The sequence below is a fragment of the Stenotrophomonas sp. 115C5 genome (genome assembly GCF_056861055.1).
The window spans coordinates 92,669-111,407 of sequence record NZ_JBSPUQ010000013.1 but is presented as its reverse complement, the minus strand read 5'-3'; the positions used below and the strand labels follow the sequence as shown (position 1 = coordinate 111,407).

At 67.4% G+C, this 18,739-nt stretch carries 18 protein-coding genes; 12 read left to right on the top strand and 6 right to left on the bottom strand.

What is annotated here, in order from left to right; genetic code table 11:
- The first annotated feature begins 226 nt into the window (after positions 1-226).
- The gene (locus AC13FN_RS15360) at positions 227-3,145 is read left to right on the top strand and encodes a TonB-dependent receptor (protein WP_482984731.1); all 2,919 of its coding nucleotides are present in this window, start codon (positions 227-229) and stop codon (positions 3,143-3,145) included.
- Between the two features lie 150 nt (positions 3,146-3,295).
- Here AC13FN_RS15360 and AC13FN_RS15355 read toward each other — a convergent pair whose 3' ends face one another.
- Complete coding sequence (locus AC13FN_RS15355; protein WP_049481910.1) at positions 3,296-3,553, bottom strand: DUF2789 domain-containing protein; 258 nt, start codon at positions 3,551-3,553, stop codon at positions 3,296-3,298.
- Positions 3,554-3,661: 108 nt separating this feature from the next.
- On the opposite strand from AC13FN_RS15355, the gene AC13FN_RS15350 reads away from it, so the two are divergent.
- From AC13FN_RS15350 to AC13FN_RS15330, 5 genes are read left to right on the top strand one after another with little or no spacing between them, the layout of a single operon-like run.
- The gene (locus tag AC13FN_RS15350) at positions 3,662-4,249 is read left to right on the top strand and encodes a biliverdin-producing heme oxygenase (protein WP_010483994.1); all 588 of its coding nucleotides are present in this window, start codon (positions 3,662-3,664) and stop codon (positions 4,247-4,249) included.
- Positions 4,250-4,280: 31 nt separating this feature from the next.
- On the top strand, positions 4,281-4,748 hold the full coding sequence (locus AC13FN_RS15345) for a YbaN family protein (protein WP_043400233.1): 468 nt from the start codon (positions 4,281-4,283) through the stop codon (positions 4,746-4,748).
- On the top strand, positions 4,735-5,463 hold the full coding sequence (gene exbB, locus AC13FN_RS15340; RefSeq protein ID WP_482984730.1) for a tonB-system energizer ExbB: 729 nt from the start codon (positions 4,735-4,737) through the stop codon (positions 5,461-5,463). The genes AC13FN_RS15345 and exbB overlap by 14 nt, the downstream gene beginning before the upstream one ends.
- A gap of 9 nt (positions 5,464-5,472) precedes the next feature.
- Positions 5,473-5,898 carry a TonB system transport protein ExbD gene (exbD, locus tag AC13FN_RS15335; protein WP_159360548.1) on the top strand — a complete coding sequence of 142 codons (426 nt, stop codon included), beginning with the start codon at positions 5,473-5,475 and terminating at the stop codon, positions 5,896-5,898.
- Positions 5,895-6,614, top strand: coding sequence for an energy transducer TonB (locus tag AC13FN_RS15330; RefSeq protein WP_482984729.1), 720 nt, complete (start codon positions 5,895-5,897; stop codon positions 6,612-6,614). Before exbD ends, AC13FN_RS15330 begins: the two co-directional genes overlap by 4 nt.
- 79 nt (positions 6,615-6,693) lie before the next feature.
- Here the strand turns inward: AC13FN_RS15330 and AC13FN_RS15325 are convergent, their stop codons facing one another.
- Positions 6,694-8,721 carry a sodium-translocating pyrophosphatase gene (locus tag AC13FN_RS15325; RefSeq protein ID WP_482984728.1) on the bottom strand — a complete coding sequence of 676 codons (2,028 nt, stop codon included), beginning with the start codon at positions 8,719-8,721 and terminating at the stop codon, positions 6,694-6,696.
- 310 nt (positions 8,722-9,031) lie between these two features.
- Here AC13FN_RS15325 and AC13FN_RS15320 point away from each other — a divergent pair, with 310 nt between their 5' ends.
- Entirely contained in the window at positions 9,032-9,535 is a 504-nt protein-coding gene (locus AC13FN_RS15320; RefSeq protein WP_010484000.1) for a hypothetical protein, read from the top strand.
- A 74-nt stretch (positions 9,536-9,609) separates the two neighbouring features.
- On the opposite strand, the gene AC13FN_RS15315 is transcribed toward AC13FN_RS15320, so the two are convergent.
- The 3 genes from AC13FN_RS15315 to AC13FN_RS15305 form a co-directional block, all read right to left on the bottom strand.
- Positions 9,610-10,002 carry a DUF488 domain-containing protein gene (locus AC13FN_RS15315; RefSeq protein ID WP_482984727.1) on the bottom strand — a complete coding sequence of 131 codons (393 nt, stop codon included), beginning with the start codon at positions 10,000-10,002 and terminating at the stop codon, positions 9,610-9,612.
- A gap of 121 nt (positions 10,003-10,123) precedes the next feature.
- Complete coding sequence (locus tag AC13FN_RS15310) at positions 10,124-10,918, bottom strand: hypothetical protein (protein WP_019338785.1); 795 nt, start codon at positions 10,916-10,918, stop codon at positions 10,124-10,126.
- A gap of 164 nt (positions 10,919-11,082) precedes the next feature.
- The gene (locus AC13FN_RS15305) at positions 11,083-12,339 is read right to left on the bottom strand and encodes a 6-phosphofructokinase (protein WP_197645309.1); all 1,257 of its coding nucleotides are present in this window, start codon (positions 12,337-12,339) and stop codon (positions 11,083-11,085) included.
- A 136-nt stretch (positions 12,340-12,475) separates the two neighbouring features.
- Here AC13FN_RS15305 and AC13FN_RS15300 point away from each other — a divergent pair, with 136 nt between their 5' ends.
- From AC13FN_RS15300 to AC13FN_RS15290, 3 genes are all read left to right on the top strand, one after another.
- Positions 12,476-13,039, top strand: a complete 564-nt coding sequence (locus tag AC13FN_RS15300; RefSeq protein WP_010484004.1) for an adenylate kinase — start codon at positions 12,476-12,478, stop codon at positions 13,037-13,039.
- 328 nt (positions 13,040-13,367) lie between these two features.
- Positions 13,368-14,732: a UDP-N-acetylmuramate:L-alanyl-gamma-D-glutamyl-meso-diaminopimelate ligase gene (mpl, locus tag AC13FN_RS15295; protein ID WP_043400252.1), complete on the top strand. Its 1,365-nt coding sequence runs from the start codon at positions 13,368-13,370 to the stop codon at positions 14,730-14,732.
- Positions 14,729-15,307, top strand: a complete 579-nt coding sequence (locus AC13FN_RS15290; protein ID WP_010484006.1) for an LON peptidase substrate-binding domain-containing protein — start codon at positions 14,729-14,731, stop codon at positions 15,305-15,307. The genes mpl and AC13FN_RS15290 overlap by 4 nt, the downstream gene beginning before the upstream one ends.
- Before the next feature lie 177 nt (positions 15,308-15,484).
- Here AC13FN_RS15290 and AC13FN_RS15285 read toward each other — a convergent pair whose 3' ends face one another.
- Entirely contained in the window at positions 15,485-17,482 is a 1,998-nt protein-coding gene (locus AC13FN_RS15285; protein ID WP_049481614.1) for a VTT domain-containing protein, read from the bottom strand.
- Positions 17,483-17,567: 85 nt separating this feature from the next.
- On the opposite strand from AC13FN_RS15285, the gene AC13FN_RS15280 reads away from it, so the two are divergent.
- The gene (locus tag AC13FN_RS15280) at positions 17,568-18,230 is read left to right on the top strand and encodes a serine/threonine-protein kinase (RefSeq protein ID WP_482984726.1); all 663 of its coding nucleotides are present in this window, start codon (positions 17,568-17,570) and stop codon (positions 18,228-18,230) included.
- Positions 18,231-18,244: 14 nt separating this feature from the next.
- A complete protein-coding gene (locus AC13FN_RS15275; RefSeq protein WP_482984725.1) occupies positions 18,245-18,733 on the top strand; it encodes a DUF2867 domain-containing protein in 489 nt (162 codons plus the stop codon).
- Positions 18,734-18,739 lie beyond the last annotated feature (6 nt).

Genomic DNA, 18,739 nt, shown 5'->3' with positions numbered 1-18,739 from the left:
CCACGCCCTGCGTGGATGAAGGTCCCAGTGTGCCGACCAACGGTCGGCACCCACCACGACCACCGGCCGGTCGGCACCTGCCGCGACCGCAAATCGCTCTTGGGGTTGCCGCGCGCCCAACCGTCTTACCCCGCGAACGTACCCGCCGCCGCCACGTACGTCGCCGTGTCCGCCTGTGTTGCGGATGACGCCGCGCCTGCGGCACCGATTACCTGACAGGTTCCCCATGTTCGACTCCCACCGCCCGGGCCGCGCGCTGCGCCCGTCCCGCCTGTGCATCGCCCTGCTGGCCGCCGGCCTGGCCAGCGCCGCACCGTCCGTGCTGGCACAGGGCGCCACCGGCAACCACGCTGCCGTGCAGCGCTTCGACATTCCAGCGCAGCCGCTGGATGAAGCGCTGCGCAGCTATATGCGCCAGTCCGGCGTGCAGGTCGTGTATCCGGCCACCCTGGCCCAGGGCGTAACCTCGCGTGCGGTCAATGGCAGCCTGCCGGCCAACGAGGCGCTGCAGCAGCTGTTGCAGGGCAGTGGCCTGGCGGTGCACCGGGTCAGCGCAGATGCAGTCACTCTGGAAGCGGCGACGCCGGTGCAGGCCGACAGCGGTGTGATCGTCACCGACACGCTCAGCGTGGCCGGCGATCGCGTCGACAGTGGCGCGACCAGCGATGAGGCGGGCCTGCTCGACAGCTATCGCAGCGTCGGTTCCACCACTACGCTCAACCGCACGCACCTGGAGCGCTTCCGCGGCACCTCCAATGGCGACATCATCAAGGGCGTGGCCGGCGTCACCGCTGGCGATCCGCGCGTGGGCAACGGCTTCGACGTCAACATCCGCGGCATCCAGGGCCAGGGCCGCGTGCCGGTGATCATCGATGGCGGCCAGTCCAGCATGGATACCTACCGCGGCTATGCCGGCCAATCACAGCGCACCTACCTCGACCCGGACCTGATCTCCACCCTGACCATCACCAAGGGCCCGAGCCTGCAGGCCAACGCCTCCGGTGGCATCGGCGGCGTGGTCGAGATGGAGACGCTGAAGATCGGTGACGTGCTGCGCGAAGGCCGCGACTTCGGCGTGCGCGTGCGTGGCGGCCTGGCCAACGCCAGTGCCAACAACCTGCCGTCCTACAGCGCCGCGCCGCGTTCCGACCGCAGCGCCACCGGCAGCCAGTTCTTCAACGTGGCCGCAGCCGGTCACTGGGACCGCTTCGATCTGGTCGCCGCCTATGCTTACCGCGACAACGGCAACTATTTCTCCGGCAAGCACGGTTACGACGACTTCCCGCAGACCCGGCGTACGCTGGCGCCGCTGAACCCGCCGCGTACCGAGGTCTTCAATACCTCGGCGCGCTCGAAGTCGGCGCTGCTCAAGGGCACCTGGCGCATCGATGATGCGCAGACGCTGGAAGCGGGCTACCGCCGCTACGAAGGCACCGCCGGCGAGATCATGGCCTCGCAGATCATCCGCGTCGACCGCGATCGCATTCCGCAGTGGGACCCGGGCCATGTCGACATGGACAGCTACACCCTGCGCTACCGCTTCAATCCGGACAGCGATCTGGTCGACCTGCGTGTCAACGCTACATACACCGATACCGACAGCGTGATGTACAACAGCTTGACCGGCATCACCCCGTGGTACTTCGACCGCCGCACCGAGTGGTATGACGCGCCAAGCTTCAGCGGCGACCCCGGCTACAAGGATGCCTACCGCAATCCGCTGCGACAGAAGCGCTTCGGACTGGATGCCAGCAACACTTCCAAGTTCGACACACGTGCTGGCGCGTTCACGCTGGACTACGGCCTGTCCTACAGCGACGAAGACATCGCGCCGGGCAGTTCGGGACCGGTCATGCACGACGATCTGGTCAACAACCGCTTCCTGCGCAACGCCGAGCGCAAGGAATACAGTGCCGTGGCCTCGCTGAAGTGGCAGCCCGATGAGCATTGGGAACTGCTGGCCGGCGGACGCTGGAACCGCGTGGATGTGCATGACCGCAACCGCCTGGCCACGCCCGATGCCTATGAGGTGCAGGGCCAGTACCGCTATACCGAACTGCTCAATGGCAACCCGGCGCTGCCGTCGTGGCGGGCCAAGCGCATCGCGCTGCTGAACTGGTATCCGGATGCCAACGGCAACTTCACCCAGGAGTCGCTGCTGGCCTCACCGTACAAGAAGGGCACGGTGGGCGACATCGGTGGCTGGAACTTCTACGACGCCGGCAAGGCGCAGGACCTGGAAGTGCCGGTCAGCTGGACCTGGTCGCAGCCGATCCGCCGTCGTGACACCGCGTTCTCGCCGACCGCCAGCGTGGCCTATCGCTTCAGCGAAGACACCATGGTCTACGTAAAGTACGCCGAAGGCACCAAGCTGCCGAGCCTGTTCGAGACCACGCTGGGCCTGTTCACCGCCGCCAAGCCGGTGGGCGAGCTGAAGCCGGAGCGTGCGCGCAGCTGGGAAATCGGTGCCAGCACCATCCGCTACGACCTGTTCACCGCCGGCGACCGCCTGGCGCTGAAGCTGGCGTACTTCGATACCCGCATCGACGACCTGATCACCCGTGACTATCGCACGCTGTCGGCGGGCCTGATCCGCAACGTCGACCAGTTCAAGGTCTCGGGCATGGAGTTCCAGTCCAGCTATGACAGCGGCAAGGTGTTTGCCGATCTTTCCGCGCACTACTACTTCAAGGCCAAGACCTGCGCGCCGGACATCGCCGCAGAGCGCCGCGCCTATGGTGCACAGCGCAAGAACGATGAACTGGCCAGCACGCCCAACTGCGTGGACGGCGGCTTCGAGGGTTCGTACACCAATACACAGAATCCGCCGCGCTACATGGTCAACCTGACCCTGGGCTCGCGCCTGTTCGACGAGCGCCTGACCTTCGGCACCCGCGTGGTCCACAACGCCGGCCCGATCAGCAAGCTGGACAAGGACTGGAACGTGGGCCTGTCGGCGATCCAGCAGCTGTACCGGCCAACCACGCTGGTGGACCTGTTTGCCAGCTGGAGCTTCAACGACCAGTTGTCGGTGGAAGCGGGCGTGGACAACCTGACCGACCGCTACTACCTGGACCCGCTGGCGCTGGGCGTGATGCCGGCACCGGGCCGCACCGCGCGGCTGGCGTTGACCTGGAAGTATTGATCGGTCGCGGATGGGCGGTGGGGTTGGATCCCTTTCCTGAGGAGAGGGCTCTGACCCCATCGGGCTCCGGCCGCCCTCGGTGGGTGCGGACCTTGGTCCGCACCGCTTCCGCCGTGCGATCGCCAGCGCCGGGCCATGCCCGGCGTCTGTTTACAGCCCGGTCGAAGCCTTCACCGCATCTTCGTGCAGCGACTCGTTCAGCTCATCCACCACCGTGCTCCATGCCGCATCGGCCTGCAGCGATTCGGACAGAAACTGGCGCTGGGCATCGTTCCAGTAGGGCGCCTCGACCACTTCAACGTCGGTGGGCAGCTGGTGCTCGCGGATGAAACGGGCGATGGCCTCGGCGCTGGCGTCCAGGCCCAGCTGCAGGAACAGGTTGGTCATGCGCGGTTCGGTGGTGATCATCATCGGTTCCTGCTGGAAGAAGGGATGGTCCATTATCGGTGCACACGGCCTTGGGGAAAGCCCCGCGGCGAACGTCTACAGCACGACGACCCCCTTGGCATTCCCCCCATGAACGCACACATCGCTCCCGAAGACAGCCGCAGCCTGCGGCTCAAGGCCGCCACCCGCGACAGCCACGGTGCCCTGGACAAGCGCATCATGGCCGGCGACATCTTCGCCGACCGCAGCAATTTCGCCCGTTTCCTGCGCGTGCAGTATCGCTTCCACCGCAGCATTGATGCGCTGTATGCCAACCCTGCGCTCGACGCACTGCTGCCCGATCTCGGTGAGCGCCGCCGCCTGACCCAGGTCGCGCGCGACCTGCAGGACCTGGAGCAGACCCTGCCAGGATCGGACATCGACGCGCTGCCCGCGGACCTGGCGCTGCCGGCCGCCCTTGGCTGGCTGTACGTAGCCGAAGGCTCCAACCTCGGCGGCACCATCCTGTACAAGATGGCCGCCAAGCTCGGGCTGGACCGTGACTTCGGCGCCCGCCACCTGGCCGCGCATCCGGATGGCGCGGCGCGCCACTGGCGTGAGTTCACCGCCGCGCTGGACGCGGTGCCGCTGAGTGCCGAGCAGGAGCAGCAGGTGATCGACGCAGCCGATGCCGCATTCCGCAGCGTGCACGGCCACGTCGAAGTGGAATTCGCCTGATGCACGGCGCGCGCCCACAGGCGCAACGCTGATGCGCTGGCTCTGGTTCGCGCTGGGCTGGCTGATGGTCGGCCTCGGGGTGATCGGCGCATTGCTGCCGGTGATGCCGACCACCATCTTCCTGATCCTGGCCGTCGGCTGCTTTGCGCGCAGCTCGCCGAAGTTCGAGCAGCGCCTGCTGGCGCATCCGCGCTACGGCCCGTCACTGCGGCTGTGGCGTGAGCAGGGGGCGGTGTCGCGCAAGGGCAAGGCGTTCGCCAGTGCCGGCATGGCGGTGGGCTTTGCCCTGTTCTGTTGGGGCGCGCACCCGTCGTGGCGCTTGTTGTTGGGCGTGGGCCTGTTCTTCGCGGTCAGCGCCGGCTACGTGCTCAGTCGACCTGCACCGCGGCTGGAGCCCAATCCGGTCGTGGAAGTGGACGACGCCAATGATCCGCGCGCGGCCCGTCGTCGCGCAGCGACCTCTGATGCTGATGGAAACCGAGACGATGCTGCCTGCTGACCTGGCCCCTGTGGCCGCCCCTGCACTGACCCCGTGGGGCATGTACCTGGCCGCCGACGTGGTGGTGAAAGCCGTGATGATCGCGCTGGCATTGGCGTCGCTGGCCACCTGGACCGTGCTGCTGGCAAAGGGCTGGGAGCTGGCTCGCCAGGCCCGGCAGCTGCGGGCGGTGCGCGCGTTGTTGCTGCAGGCGCCGAGCCTGCCCGGCGAGAGCGCTGACGCCAATGTGCAGCAGGGCATCGCAGGGGCGATGCTGGATGCGGCCCGTACCGAACTGCGCCTGTCGCAGGATCTGGAAGGGCGCGACGGCATCAAGGAACGCATTGCATCGCGCCTGGACCGTATCGAGCTGGAGACCGCGCGCGTGCAGCGGCGCGGCATCGGTGTGCTCGCCAGCATCGGCGCGGTGGCGCCCTTTGTCGGCCTGTTCGGAACGGTGTGGGGCATCATGAACAGCTTCATCGGTATCGCCCACAGCAACACCACCCACCTGGCGGTGGTCGCACCCGGCATCGCCGAGGCGCTGCTGGCCACCGCGCTCGGCCTGGTCGCCGCGATCCCGGCGGTACTGGTCTACAACCACTTCAGTCGCGTGCTGGCCGGTCTGCGTGGCCTGCTCGGCGATCTGTCGGCGGCCGTGCAGCAGCTGGTCTCGCGCGATCTCGACCGCGCCGTTCCACGCGCTGCAGCGGCGTCGCTGCGTGCGGTGCACTGAGAGGCGACGATGGCCATCAGGACCGCGTCCGACCGCGACGACACGCCGGAAGAATCGCACGAGATCAACGTCACGCCCTTCATCGATGTGATGCTGGTGCTGTTGATCATCTTCATGGTGGCGGCACCGCTGGCCACCGTGTCGGTACCGGTGCAGCTGCCGGCCAGCAGCGCCGGTGCCACGCCGCCGGAACAGGCGCCGGTGTACGTGACCGTGCAGGCCGATCTGTCGCTGCGTGTCGGCGAGCAGGCGGTGGCACGCGACGGGCTGGCCGCTGCGCTGCAGGTAGCCACCCACGGTGACACCTCGCAACGCCTGTTCCTGCGTGCCGATACCCGCGTGCCTTACGGTGAACTGATGGCAACGCTGGATGCGCTGCGTGCGGCGGGCTACCTGAAGGTGGCACTGGTTGGACTGGAGCAGGGCGCGCGATGAGTGGACTGCGGCGCTGGGCGACCAGCCTGGCGATCGTGCTGCTGGTGCATGCGCTGCTGATCGTTGCGGCCTGCTGGTGGGCGACGCGTGCACCGGTGCTGGCTGCGACGGCGCCGCCCGCCGCGCTGATGCTGGAACTTGCGCCGATGGCACAGGCACCGCCGGTGCCGCCGCGCGAGGTGGCAACCGGGCCCCTGCAGCAGCAACAGCAGCGACAGGCGCCGAAGCCGGCCCTGCGCGAGCAACCCAAGGCACCGGTGCAGCCACAGGGTGACCTGCCGCCGCCGCGCACACCTGAGCCGATGCCCTCGCCGGATACTGCCGATGCCAATGTCGCGCAGACCAGCGCGCCGCCGCAGGTGGCGGCCGACGCGGCCGCACGCTATGCCGCACCGCAGACCACGGCCGGCGAACGCAGTCGCGCCGAGGCAACCTGGGAAGGGCGCCTGCTCGGGCATCTGCAGAAGCATCGGCGCTATCCGCGCCAGGCCGAGCGGCTGCGCCAGCAGGGCGTGGTCTACGTGCGTTTTGCCGTGGCCCGGGATGGCGCGGTCTCGGGGCTGACACTGGGCCGCAGCAGTGGCTTCGCGTTGCTCGACCAGGAGACGCTGGACACCGTGCGACGTGCCAGCCCGGTACCGGCGCCGCCGGCCGAGGTAGCCGGCGACCCGGTGGACGTGATGGTGCCGGTGTCCTTCTTCCTGCGCGGGCGGTGATTGACGATGGGGTCGGATCCCTTTCCGCAGGAAAGGGCGCTGACCCCATTCGGCGCCGCCATCCACGCACGGCGTGGATCTACAACAGCGGCACCAGCAGCAACGCCACGATGTTGATGATCTTGATCAGCGGATTGATCGCCGGGCCGGCGGTGTCCTTGTACGGGTCACCGACGGTATCGCCGGTCACCGCGGCCTTGTGCGCTTCGCTCCCCTTGCCACCGAAGTGGCCGTCCTCGATGTACTTCTTGGCGTTGTCCCAGGCGCCGCCGCCGGTGGTCATCGAGATGGCAACGAAAAGGCCGGTCACGATCGTGCCGATCAGCAGGCCGCCCAGTGCGCGCGGCCCCAGTAGCAGGCCGACCACCACCGGCACGGCGACCGGCAGCAGCGACGGCACGATCATTTCGCGGATCGCCGAACGGGTCAGCATGTCCACTGCGCGGTCGTACTGCGGCTTGGCGGTGCCCTGCATGATGCCGGGGATCTCGCGGAACTGCCGCCGCACTTCCTCCACCACCGCGCCGGCCGCGCGACCGACCGCTTCCATCGCCATCGCGCCGAACAGGTAGGGAATCAGGCCACCGATCAGCAGACCGATGATCACCGTGTGGTCGCTGAGGTCGAAGCGGAACTCCTGGCCGGGATTGGCCGCCTGCAGGTTGTGCGTGTAGTCGGCGAACAACACCAGCGCGGCCAGTGCCGCCGAGCCGATGGCATAGCCCTTGGTCACCGCCTTGGTGGTGTTGCCCACCGCATCCAGCGGATCGGTGATGTCGCGGATCTCCGAGGGCAGTTCGGCCATCTCGGCGATGCCACCGGCGTTGTCGGTGATCGGCCCGTAGGCATCGAGCGCGACGATCATGCCCGCCATCGACAGCATGGCAGTGGCGGCGATGGCAATGCCGTACAACCCGGCCAGCGCGTGCGCGCCCCAGATCGCCGCGCACACGGCGATCACCGGCAGCGCAGTGGACTTCATCGAGATGCCGAGGCCGGCAATGATGTTGGTGCCGTGGCCGGTGGTCGAGGCCTGCGCCACGTGTTGCACCGGCTTGTACTGGGTACCGGTGTAGTACTCGGTGATCCACACGATCAGGCCGGTCAGCACCAGTCCGATCAATGCACAGCCGTAGAGGGCGAGAGGGCCATGCACGTTGTCGGCCATCAGTCCGGTGGTGATCGGATAGAACGCGATCGCCGCCAGCACGCCTGAGACGATCACGCCCTTGTACAGCGCGCCCATGATCGAGCCGCCGGACTTCACCTTCACGAACAGCGCGCCGATGATCGAAGCGATGATCGACACACCGCCCAGCACCAGCGGATACAGCACCGCATTGGCACCGGCCTCGGCCAGCATCAGGCTGCCCAGCAGCATGGTGGCGATCACGGTGACCGCGTAGGTTTCAAACAGATCGGCGGCCATGCCGGCGCAGTCGCCCACGTTGTCACCGACATTGTCGGCAATCACCGCCGGATTGCGCGGGTCGTCTTCGGGAATGCCCGCTTCGACCTTGCCGACCAGATCGGCACCGACATCGGCGCCCTTGGTGAAGATGCCGCCGCCCAGGCGCGCGAAGATCGAGATCAGCGATGAGCCGAAGGCGAGGCCGACCAGCGCATGCAGCGCCTGTTCCATCGGCAGGCCCATGCGCAGCAGCAGCGCGTAGTAACCCGCCACGCCGAGCAGGCCCAGCCCGACCACCAGCATGCCGGTGATCGCACCGCCGCGGAACGCAACGTCCATCGCCGCACTGATGCCGCGGCGCGCGGCCTCTGCGGTGCGTACGTTGGCGCGCACCGACACGTTCATGCCGATGTAGCCCGCTGCACCGGACAGCACCGCACCGACCGCGAAGCCGATCGCGGTGTACCAGCTCAGGAAGATGCCGACCAGCACGAACAGCACCACGCCGGCGATGCCGATGGTCAGGTACTGGCGGTTGAGGTAGGCGCGCGCGCCTTCCTGGATGGCCGTGGCGATGGCGACCATGCGTTCATTGCCGGTGGGTTGGCGCAGGATCCAGCGCGCCGAGACGATTCCGTACAGGATCGCGAGAATGGCGCAGCCCAGCGCCAATGACAGCCCATGACGTTCCAGCATTAGACCCCTCCGCAGAATGGATGGACAAGCATCCAGTGGCGATGAACTGCACCACAAGGGGGACGACGGGCTGCAGCCTGGAACCAACCCGTACCGACCTTGGTGGTCGTCCGACGTATGGCGGTGTTCAGCATTCCCTGGTGCCCGCAGTATGCGTTCGGCGCACTGTAGAGTCGAGCCGTGCTCGACTGGCTCCTGCGAGCCGCGGCGCATGGCGCCGGGCCAGGGGCAAGATTCGAGAGCCGCAGGCCTTTGCACCCCGTTAAGCCAGCCTCTGCAAGCCTGCGCACAGTCCCGTAGGAGATTCCCCATGCGCCTGTCCCTGTTGATGCTTGCCGCCCTGGTCCCGGCCGTACCGGCACTCGCCGCGGAAACCCCGGAGCTGCAGCGCGCCGTGGGCGCTCCCCAGGCAGTGGGCGCAGTGCACACCCTGCGGCAGATCCCCGAGGCCTGCGCGCGCCTGGAAGGTGCCTTCACCGGCCAGGCGGCCGAGCCGTACCGCTTTGCGCCGGTGCGGACCAGCGAGCAGTGCCAGCCACGCGCGCGCTTCGTCGACTACGCCAAGGCACAGCCAAGTGCCGACAAGGGCTGGAAGCTCAATGATGTGATCCGCGTGCCCAGCGCAGCATGCCCGGCACAGCAGGCGGTGGTGCGCGTCTGGCGACTGCCGTCGAGCAACAAGGTCGAGCTGGACGGTCAAGGCCAGTCGCGCATCTATCTGGAAGAGGCCAAGAAGCAGGCCGCGGCCGGCCAGATTCCGCAGGTGACCATGTTCGCCGCGCAGCTGCAGATGGAAGGCAAGGCCTGTAATTGATACAGGTGGGTGCCGACCGTTGGTCGGCACCGATGCCGCATCCACGCATGGCGTGGATCTACTGCGGCGCGCCATCATTCTCCGGCCGGCTTCGCCCCCCGCGCTACCAGCAACTCGCGCAATGCCTTGCGATGGCAATGCATTTCATCCTCGCAGTAGCACCCTACGCTGATGTCGCTGTGCCGTGACATCGCGGCCAGCAGGTCCAGCGCGTGGGCCGCATCCGGCGCCCTCATCTCGGCCTTGTAGTGGCGGAAGAACGCAGTCCAGTCGGCGGCCGACTTCGCCTCATGCGCCTGCTTCACCAGCTCGGCGCTGGGTGACAGGGTCGGGAACCAGACGTCATACCAGTCCTGCCGGGCGAACTCGCTGCGCGGCACGCCACGCGGCGGGCGCCGCACGGTACCGATACGCAGCCCCTCGCTGGGGTGGCGCGGCATACCCAGTCGAACAACACGCAATGCCATGATGATCTCCAGGCGGCGCATCCATCATCCAGCGATGCACGTGCGCCAGGCGTGAACCGCTGTGGAAACGAAAAGGCCCGGGCGCTTGCGCACCCGGGCCTTTTCCAATGCCGGCAGCGGATCAGTTGCCGCGGCAGTCCTTCAGCCACAGCACACGACCAATCTGGTCGTAGCTGTCGACCACGCCGGTCAGCGTCACTTTCTCGCGCGGGCGCAGGGCCAGCGCATACGCGGCCTGGTTGGCTGCGAACGAGCAGGAAATGGCCACACGCTCAAAGTCGATGCTGCCATCGCTGGGCAGGTCGAAGCTGGTGTTGTAGGTGCCGCCACTGCGCAGCACGGTGGTGATGCGACCGGTGATGGCGTAGGTCTTGCCCTTGTAGCGCGGCTCGACCGCGGCCGGGTTGTCCTTGTTCTGGTTGCGCAGCTGGAAGCCGAAGCGGTCGGCGGCAATCGTTACCACCGACGCCTGCGGAGTGGCCTTGGCTGCCTGTTCGCCAGCCTTGCCCGGCTTGATCTGGTTGAGCAGCTTGCACATTTCTTCGCGCACGCCATCGGCCGAGGCAATGGCGCCCTTGTTGACCTTCACCACCATGCCGACGGTGCCCTGGCCGCCTTCGGAAGTGGCGCTGATGATCATCGGGATCGGCTTGTGGGCCATGGATTCCGGCTCTTCGATCAGCATCGAGCCGCCTTCCACGTCCTCGCTGAGGACGTCCATGTTGGCGTTCTTGGCGATCACCCGCATCTGGCCGATGGCACTCGCCACGGTCAGGTCCGGATGGGTGACCGATGAAGTGAAGGTCGTGCCGACGAAGGGATTGCCCTTCTTCTGGAAGTTGCTTTCGCAGGTCGCAGCGAAGGCGGGTGCGGCAGCACCGCACAGCAGCGCGGCGATCAGGATCGGGTGCTTCATGGTTACAGTCCTTGTGAAATGGCAGCACAGGCCCAGGCCAGGTGGCCGGGCAGCGTCGAATCTGGCTTGCGGCGGCCCCTTTGCCCCGGGCCGGAGCCCGATTGTGGGGTGCTTCGGTGGTCGCTGCAATGCGCCCTGTGCTCCACACAGGGCGCAGGTGCACCTCAGCCTTCGAAGGCCGGCAGCTTCTGCTTCACCGCCACGTTCTTGAGGGTGACGTACTTGGGCAGTCCATCGGTGCCATACGGCAGCGGGGCTTCGCCCTTGATCAGCGGCGACAGGTAGGCGCGCGCTTTGGCGGTGATACCGAAGCCGTCGCGGCGGATGAAGCCGGCGGGCATCTTCTTTTCATGGTTGGCGATCTTCGACAGCGGCGCCGCTTCGATCTTCCAGCGGTACGGTGCGTCGCTGCTGCGCACGATCACCGGCATCACGCCGTTCTGGCCCTTCAGCGCCAGCTGCACCGCGGCCTTGCCGACCGCCTGCGCCTGCTCCCAGTCGGTCTTGCTGGCCAGGTGGCGGGCCGAGCGCTGCAGGTAATCGGGCAGCGCCCAATGGACCTTCAGGCCCAGCTGGTCCTTGACCCGGCCGGCCAGGTGCGCGGCCACGCCGCCCAACTGCGAGTGCCCGAACGAGTCCTTGCCGCCACCGGCGTCGGCGACGAAGCGGCCATCGGCGGTGGCGATGCCTTCCGACGCCACCACCACGCAGTAGCCGACGCGGTCGACCACGGCCTTGACCTTGGCCAGGAACGCCGCCTCGTCATAGGCGCGTTCGGGCAGCAGGATGATGTGCGGCGCTTCGTCATCGCCGTTGCCGGCAAGGCCGGCGGCCGCAGCCAGCCAGCCCGCATGGCGGCCCATGGCCTCGTAGATGAAAACGCGGGTGGAGGTCTCGGCCATCGCCGCCACGTCCAGCGCCGCTTCGCGCACCGAGACGGCGGTGTACTTGGCCGCCGAGCCGAAGCCGGGGCAGGTGTCGGTCACTGCCAGGTCGTTGTCGATGGTCTTGGGCACGCCGATGCAGGTCAGGTCGTAGCCGGAGGCCTTGGCCAGCTGCGAGACCTTCAGTGCGGTATCGGCCGAGTCGTTGCCGCCGTTGTAGAGGAACCAGCGAACGTCGTGCGCGCGCAGCACCTCCAGCAGGCGGTCGTAGCGGGCGCGGTCGGCGTCCAGCGATTTCAGCTTCACCCGGCACGAGCCGAAGGCGCCACCCGGGGTATGGGCCAGGGCGCGGATCGCGGCGGCGCTCTCCTTGCTGGTGTCGATCAGCTCCTCGCGCAGCGCGCCGAGGATGCCGTTGCGGGCGGCAAGGACCTTGATGCCCTTGGCCCGGGCCTGCTCGATCACCGCTGCCGCCGTGGCATTGATGACCGCGGTGACACCGCCGGACTGGGCGTAGAGGAGAGTACCGTTGCGCATGCTTCTACCTGCTCGGGGGAGGGGACATTGCAGGGACATTACCCGGATGCGGTAAAGTGGCGCTATTGCGGTGCAGCGATACCGGTCCGTCCGGGACGCGAACCTTCTTTGTTTTCAACACGTTGGAGTCAGGTCAATGCGATTGGTTCTGTTGGGACCGCCCGGTTCGGGCAAGGGGACACAGGCGACGCGCCTGAAGGAAAAGCTGGGGATCGCCCACATTTCGACCGGTGACATGCTGCGCGCGGAAATCGCCGCCGGCACGGAGCTGGGCAAGCAGGCCAAGACGGTGATGGATGCCGGCAACCTGGTGTCGGACGACATCCTGCTGGGCATGCTGGAGTCGCGCCTGACCCAGGCCGATGTCGCCAAGGGCTTCATCCTCGATGGCTACCCGCGCAATGTGGCCCAGGCCAATGCGATGGACGGCCTGCTGGCCAAGATCGGCCAGCCGCTGGATGCCGTGGTGCAGCTGGACGTGGCCACCGAGCTGCTGGTCGACCGCATCGCCGGTCGCGCCAAGGAGCAGGGCCGCGCCGATGACACGCCGGAAGCGGTGCGCCAGCGCCTGCAGGTCTACAACGACCAGACTGCCCCCGTGGTGGACTTCTACGCCGGCCGTGGCACCCTGGCCCGCGTCGATGGCGTCGGCGAGCTGGACGAGATCGAAGCCCGCATCCTGGCGGCGATCAAGGGTTGATCCTGCAGGGCCGGTGCACTGCCGGCCCTTCGGGCGCAAAAAACACAGGCCTGGTCCGCGAGGACCAGGCCTGTGTCGTTTGATAGGCGCCAGCAGAGGGCTTGCTCAGGGCCCCGCAGCATGAGCTCCCTTGGGGATGGCCTCTTGGGGAGTAGGACCGGTTCGGGTACTGCGGCTGGCAGTTCGAATTGTGTCCGGGTTCACAGAACATCGCTATCGGGATTTCCCTGACAGAAGATTGGAGTTTTCTCACATCCTGTGTAGGACTTGTCTTACCCCGGATCGGACATTGGCCCTATACAGCCGTCATCGGTCACAATCCTCGGTCATGAGCAGCGTACATATCCTTGCAATCGCCGGCACCTTCATGGGCGGCGTGGCCGCCCTGGCGCGGGAACTGGGCCATACGGTCAGTGGCAGCGACCAGGCCATCTATCCGCCGATGTCGACCCAGCTCGAGCAGCTGGGTATCACCCTGGACCAGGGCTACCGCGCCGACAGCGTGCCACCGGGCACCGACGACGTGGTGATCGGCAACGCACTCTCGCGCGGCAATGCCGCCGTTGAGGCCGTGCTCGACGCCGGCCAGCGCTACATTTCCGGTGCCCAGTGGCTGTCCGAACAGGTGCTGCCGGGCCGCGACACGCTGGCCGTGGCCGGTACCCATGGCAAGACCACCACCACCACCATCCTCACCTGGCTGCTGGAAAGCGCCGGTCGTTCTCCCGGTTTCCTGATCGGCGGCGTCGCCGAGGATTTCGGCGTCTCCGCCCGCCTGGGCCAGGGCCGCGAGTTCGTGGTCGAGGCCGACGAGTACGACACCGCATTCTTCGACAAGCGCAGCAAGTTCGTGCACTACCGGCCGCTGGTGGCCATCCTCAACAACCTTGAATACGACCACGCCGACATCTTCCCGGACGTGGCCGCGATCCAGCGCCAGTTCCACCACCTGGTGCGCACGGTGCCGGCGCGTGGCCGACTGATCGTCAATGGCGAGGATCAGCATCTGGCCGAAGTGCTGGCGATGGGCTGCTGGACCCCGATCGAGCGCTTCGGCTTCGATCCGTCGCTGGAATGGCATGCCGAACTGCTGGCTGCCGATGGCAGCGCGTTCCGCGTGCACCACCGCGGGCAGGCACTGGGTGATGTGCAGTGGTCGTTGCTGGGACGCCACAACGTCCTCAACGGCCTGGCGGCTCTGGCAGCCGCACATGCGGTGGGTGTCGCGCCGGCCGAGGTGATCCCGGCGCTGGCGCGCTTCCGCAGCGTCAAGCGGCGCATGGAAGTGATCGGCAGCCACGAGGGCATCACCGTCTACGACGATTTCGCCCACCACCCGACCGCAATCGCCACCACGCTGGAAGGGCTGCGCGCCAAGGTGGGCGATGCGCGCATCGTGGTCGCGATGGAGCCGCGCAGCAATTCGATGCGGCTGGGCGCACACGCGCAGGCGCTGGCACCCTCGCTGGCGCTGGCCGATGAAGTGGTGTTCCTGCATCGCCCGGAACTGGCCTGGGACGCTGCTGCGGTGATCGCCGCAGTGCGTGGCGAAGCGCACGCGGTGCCCGATACCGACGCGCTGCTGGCGCAATTGCAGGCCAGCGCGCGCAGGGGTGACCACGTGGTGTTCATGTCCAACGGTGGCTTCGACGGCGCACCGCGCCGCTTCCTTGCCGCGCTGCAGGCCCGATGAGCGTCGACGGTTCGCTGCCGCTGTTTCCGCTGCACACCACGCTGGTGCCGGGTGCGGCGGTGGGCCTGCGCGTGTTCGAACGGCGCTACCTGGATCTGGTACGCGACAGCGGCCGCAGTGGTGAGGGCTTTGGTGTCTGCCTGATCCTCGACGGCCAGGAAGTGGGAGCCCCGGCAACGCCGGCCGCGTATGGCGTGCAGGTGCGCATCGAAGACTTCGATGTCGGCGCCGACGGCGTGCTGCAGTTGCGTCTGCGCGGCACCCGCCGTTTCCATGTCGAGCGCACCCGTGTGCGTGACAACGGGCTGGTGGTAGCCGATGTGCGCTGGTGCGATGAAGACCCCGACGACGAACTGCGGCCGCAGCATGCGCTGCTGGCCACGGTGCTGGGGCACATCATCGAACAGGCCGGTGAGGCCTATGCGCCGGCCAACCCGGCGCTGCTGGACCAGGCCAGCTGGGTCGGCTGGCGGCTGGCCGAGCTGCTGCCGCTGAGTGAGCAGCAGCGCCTGCAGCTGTTGCAGATGGATGATCCGCACCAGCGACTGCAGCAGTTGCTGGGCTGGATGCCGTAACAGCCTGCCCCGGGTGGGTGTGCACCTTGGTGCACACGCTGGGGTATGCGGGGAATGCCATCCACGTATGGCGTGGATCGACGGGAGAGCCGAGCCCTTGCGCGGCTTGATGGATCCCGCGAAGGGCAGCCGAGCATGGGCTCGGCTCTACAGTGGGTGGCCGCGCACCGGTACCGGTCAGGGCGTGGTGGTCTTCAACCGCAGCACCGGCAACCCGGTTTCGCTGTGCACATCCTCGCGCTGCGGCAGGTCCTGCACGGCGTCCTTCACGGCATTCAATGCCGGGTCGACACCACGCAACGGGTGCCACATGCCGATCCATTCGAAGTGGCGCTCGTAGCGCAGGGTCTGCGCGCTGCCCAGCCACAGCGGCGTGCTGCCCGGCTGCAGCTGCGCGGGCGCCGGCCACAGGCGCAGCACATAGCGCTCATCCGGCTGCGCGCCCTGGCGCACCATCAGCAGTGCTTCCACGCGGGTGTCCAGCGTGGCCGGCAGCACCGGTAGTTCGTCGGCGCCGGTGTTCTTGTCCAGCATCAGCAGCGCCTGTTGCCAGCCCGCCTGTTCCTGCCGCTTCCAGCCGCGTGCTTCCAGCTGCGCTTGCAGCGGTGCCAGCGGCCCGGCCACCTGCACGTCCAGCGGCCAGCGCTGGTCGTCGTCGAACTCATTGCGGCGCGCCGGCAGCGTCACCCAGTCGTGCTGCCACCAGGCCTGCATGTCCATCGCCTGTGGTGCCGGCAGGGTCGGTTCGAAGCGTTCCAGCTTCACCGGGATGTTGCGCGGCGCATAGCACATGGCCGCCACGGCGAAGACGCCATAGAACAGCCAGGCCACCGGTTTCACCCAGAACGAACGGTTGAAGCGGCGGCGGTAGGCGATGCCCAGCACCAGCAGCCAGAACGTGCCGAACAGCATGCCGCCTATCACGTCGCTCAGCCAATGCGCACCCAGGTACAGGCGCGAGAAGCCGATCAGGCTGACCACGATGCCCGACACCAGGTAGGGCCAGACGCGGGTGCGGCCGGGCATCTCGCGGGCGATCAGCACCGCGAAGAAGCCGAAGGTGATGGTGGCCATGGTCACCGACACCGAAGGGAAGCCGAAGCCACTGCTGGCGTCGACCGGGCGCACCACATCCACGGTGGCACCCAGCAGCATGGTCAGCGCCAGGCCGAAGGCGAGGGCAGCCAGCCAATGTGCGGCCGCCATCCAGCGCCGGCGCCAGATCAGGTAGCCCATCGCTGCAGCGGTGGCCGGCAGCAGTACCTGCCAGGCGCCCAGCGACGCCAGCGCGGCCATCGGGTAATCGGCCAGCGGGTTGCGCAGCGCCAGCATGGCCTGGTGCACCAGCAGGTCGATCGCCAGCGGCTCGCCGTGCGCGACCACCACGGTCAGCAACGCGAACCAGCCCCAGCCCAGTACCAGCAGCATCAACGCCAGCATTGCCAGCGGCACCGATTCACGGCGCTTGGGATCAAGCACGCCGACGGTATAGCGGCCCAGCGTCGGGTGGCGGTTGGACCAGTCCAGCAGGCGTGCCAGCCAGTTGTCCATGCGCGCGGCCGACCAGCGGTAGCCGTACAGCACGATGGCCCAGACCAGGCCAAGGATTACCGCCAGCAGGCCGACCACCACCACCAGCCGCCCGGCCACGGCAGCCACCGCGTCATACGCTTCGCCGAGGATCCAGCCCGGGGCCAGGAACAGTACCGCCCAGGAAATGCTGGCGATGCCGCTGGCCTGCACGTAGCGGCTGGCGGGCATCTTCATCATGCCGGCGATGGCCGGTACGAACGGCCGGATCGCGCCGACGTAGCGCGCCACCAGGATGCTCTTGAACGCATTGCGGCGGAACAGGTTCTCGCCGCGGTCGAGCAGCTGCGGGTAGCGGCTGAACGGCCAGATGCCACGCAGCCGGTCGCCCCAGCGGCGGCCGATCCAGTAACTGATGCCGTCACCGGCGAACGCGCCCAGGGCTGCCGCCGCCACCGCGTACGGCCCGGAGATCTGGCCCAGGCCGATGAACACGCCCACCGCGAACAGCAACGGAAGCGCCGGCACGATCGCGCCGAGAATGATGACCGCATCGCAGAAGGCGATCAGAAAAATGACCGCACCCGCCAACACGGGATGAGCGGCAATCCACGCGAGGGTGGCGTCGATCCATGAAGAGTCCATTGCCCGATTATAGGGGCGTGAAGGTGACTGGTTCCCAGCCGCTTCGTGACCGTTTGCAACCAGTGCCATCGCCTAGAATGGGCTCATGCCACATACGCCCGACGCTCAACCGCATGCTTTGAAGGCCGACAGCTTCGGCCAGATCCTCCTTGTGAAAGGGCCTGATGGCCCCTTCGTGCGCCGTGATCTGGGCGCCACGCCGCTGTGGTTGCGGCTGCCTGCGTGGTGGCTGGCCCGCCGTGAAGCCCGCGCGCTGCAGCACATTCACGGCATGGCCGACGTACCGCAGCTGCTGGCCTGGAATGGCCATCACCTGGATCGCAGCTTCATGGCCGGCGACGCCATGTACCAGCGTCCGCCGCGCGGCGACCTGGCCTGGTTCCGCGCCGCGCGCCGGCTGCTGCAGCAGCTGCATCGCAACGGCGTGGCCCACAACGATCTCGCCAAGGAAGCCAACTGGCTGGTCACTGAAGATGGACGGCCGGCGCTGATCGACTTCCAGCTGGCGGTGATCGGCAACCCTCGCTCGCGCTGGATGCGCCTGCTGGCCCGCGAGGACCTGCGCCACCTGCTCAAGCACAAGCGCATGTACTGCCGTGAATTGCTTACGCCGGTGGAGAAGCGGTTGCTCAAGCGCACCTCGTGGGTGCGCGAACTGTGGTTTGCTACCGGCAAGCCGGTCTACCGCTTCGTCACCCGCCGCATCCTGCATTGGGAAGACAACGAAGGGCAGGGGCCCAAGCCGTGAAGGTATCGCGGGTAGTGACCGGCCCGCCGAGCGCGGGCAATGTGTTGCGTGCGCAGTTGCCTGGTGCCGACTTCGTGCACGCCTGTCAGGCCACCACCCGGCGCGACGGGCGTACCGCACTGCAGGCCTACTGCGACATGGCCGCGACCATTCCCGGCTGGTTCGATGGGCTGATGGCGCTGCGCAACCACGGCATGCGCCTGCTCGGCATGAAGCATCTGGGCTCGTTGCGGGCGGTGCAGGTTGTCGAAGATCCTCAACCCGGCCAGCGGCTGGGTATCTTCACCCTGCAGTCGATGGATGACGATGCGATCGTGCTGGAGGACAACGACCGCCACTTGCGTGTGCAGCTGGCCCTGCAGTGGCAGGGCGACGTGCTGGAAGTGGCGACCGTGGTGCATACGCACAACGCGTTCGGGCGCGTGTACATGCTGCCGGTTGCGCCGGTGCACCGGTTGATCGTGCCGCATCTGCTGGAGAAGCAGGTGCAGGCGTACCGGTAGATCCAC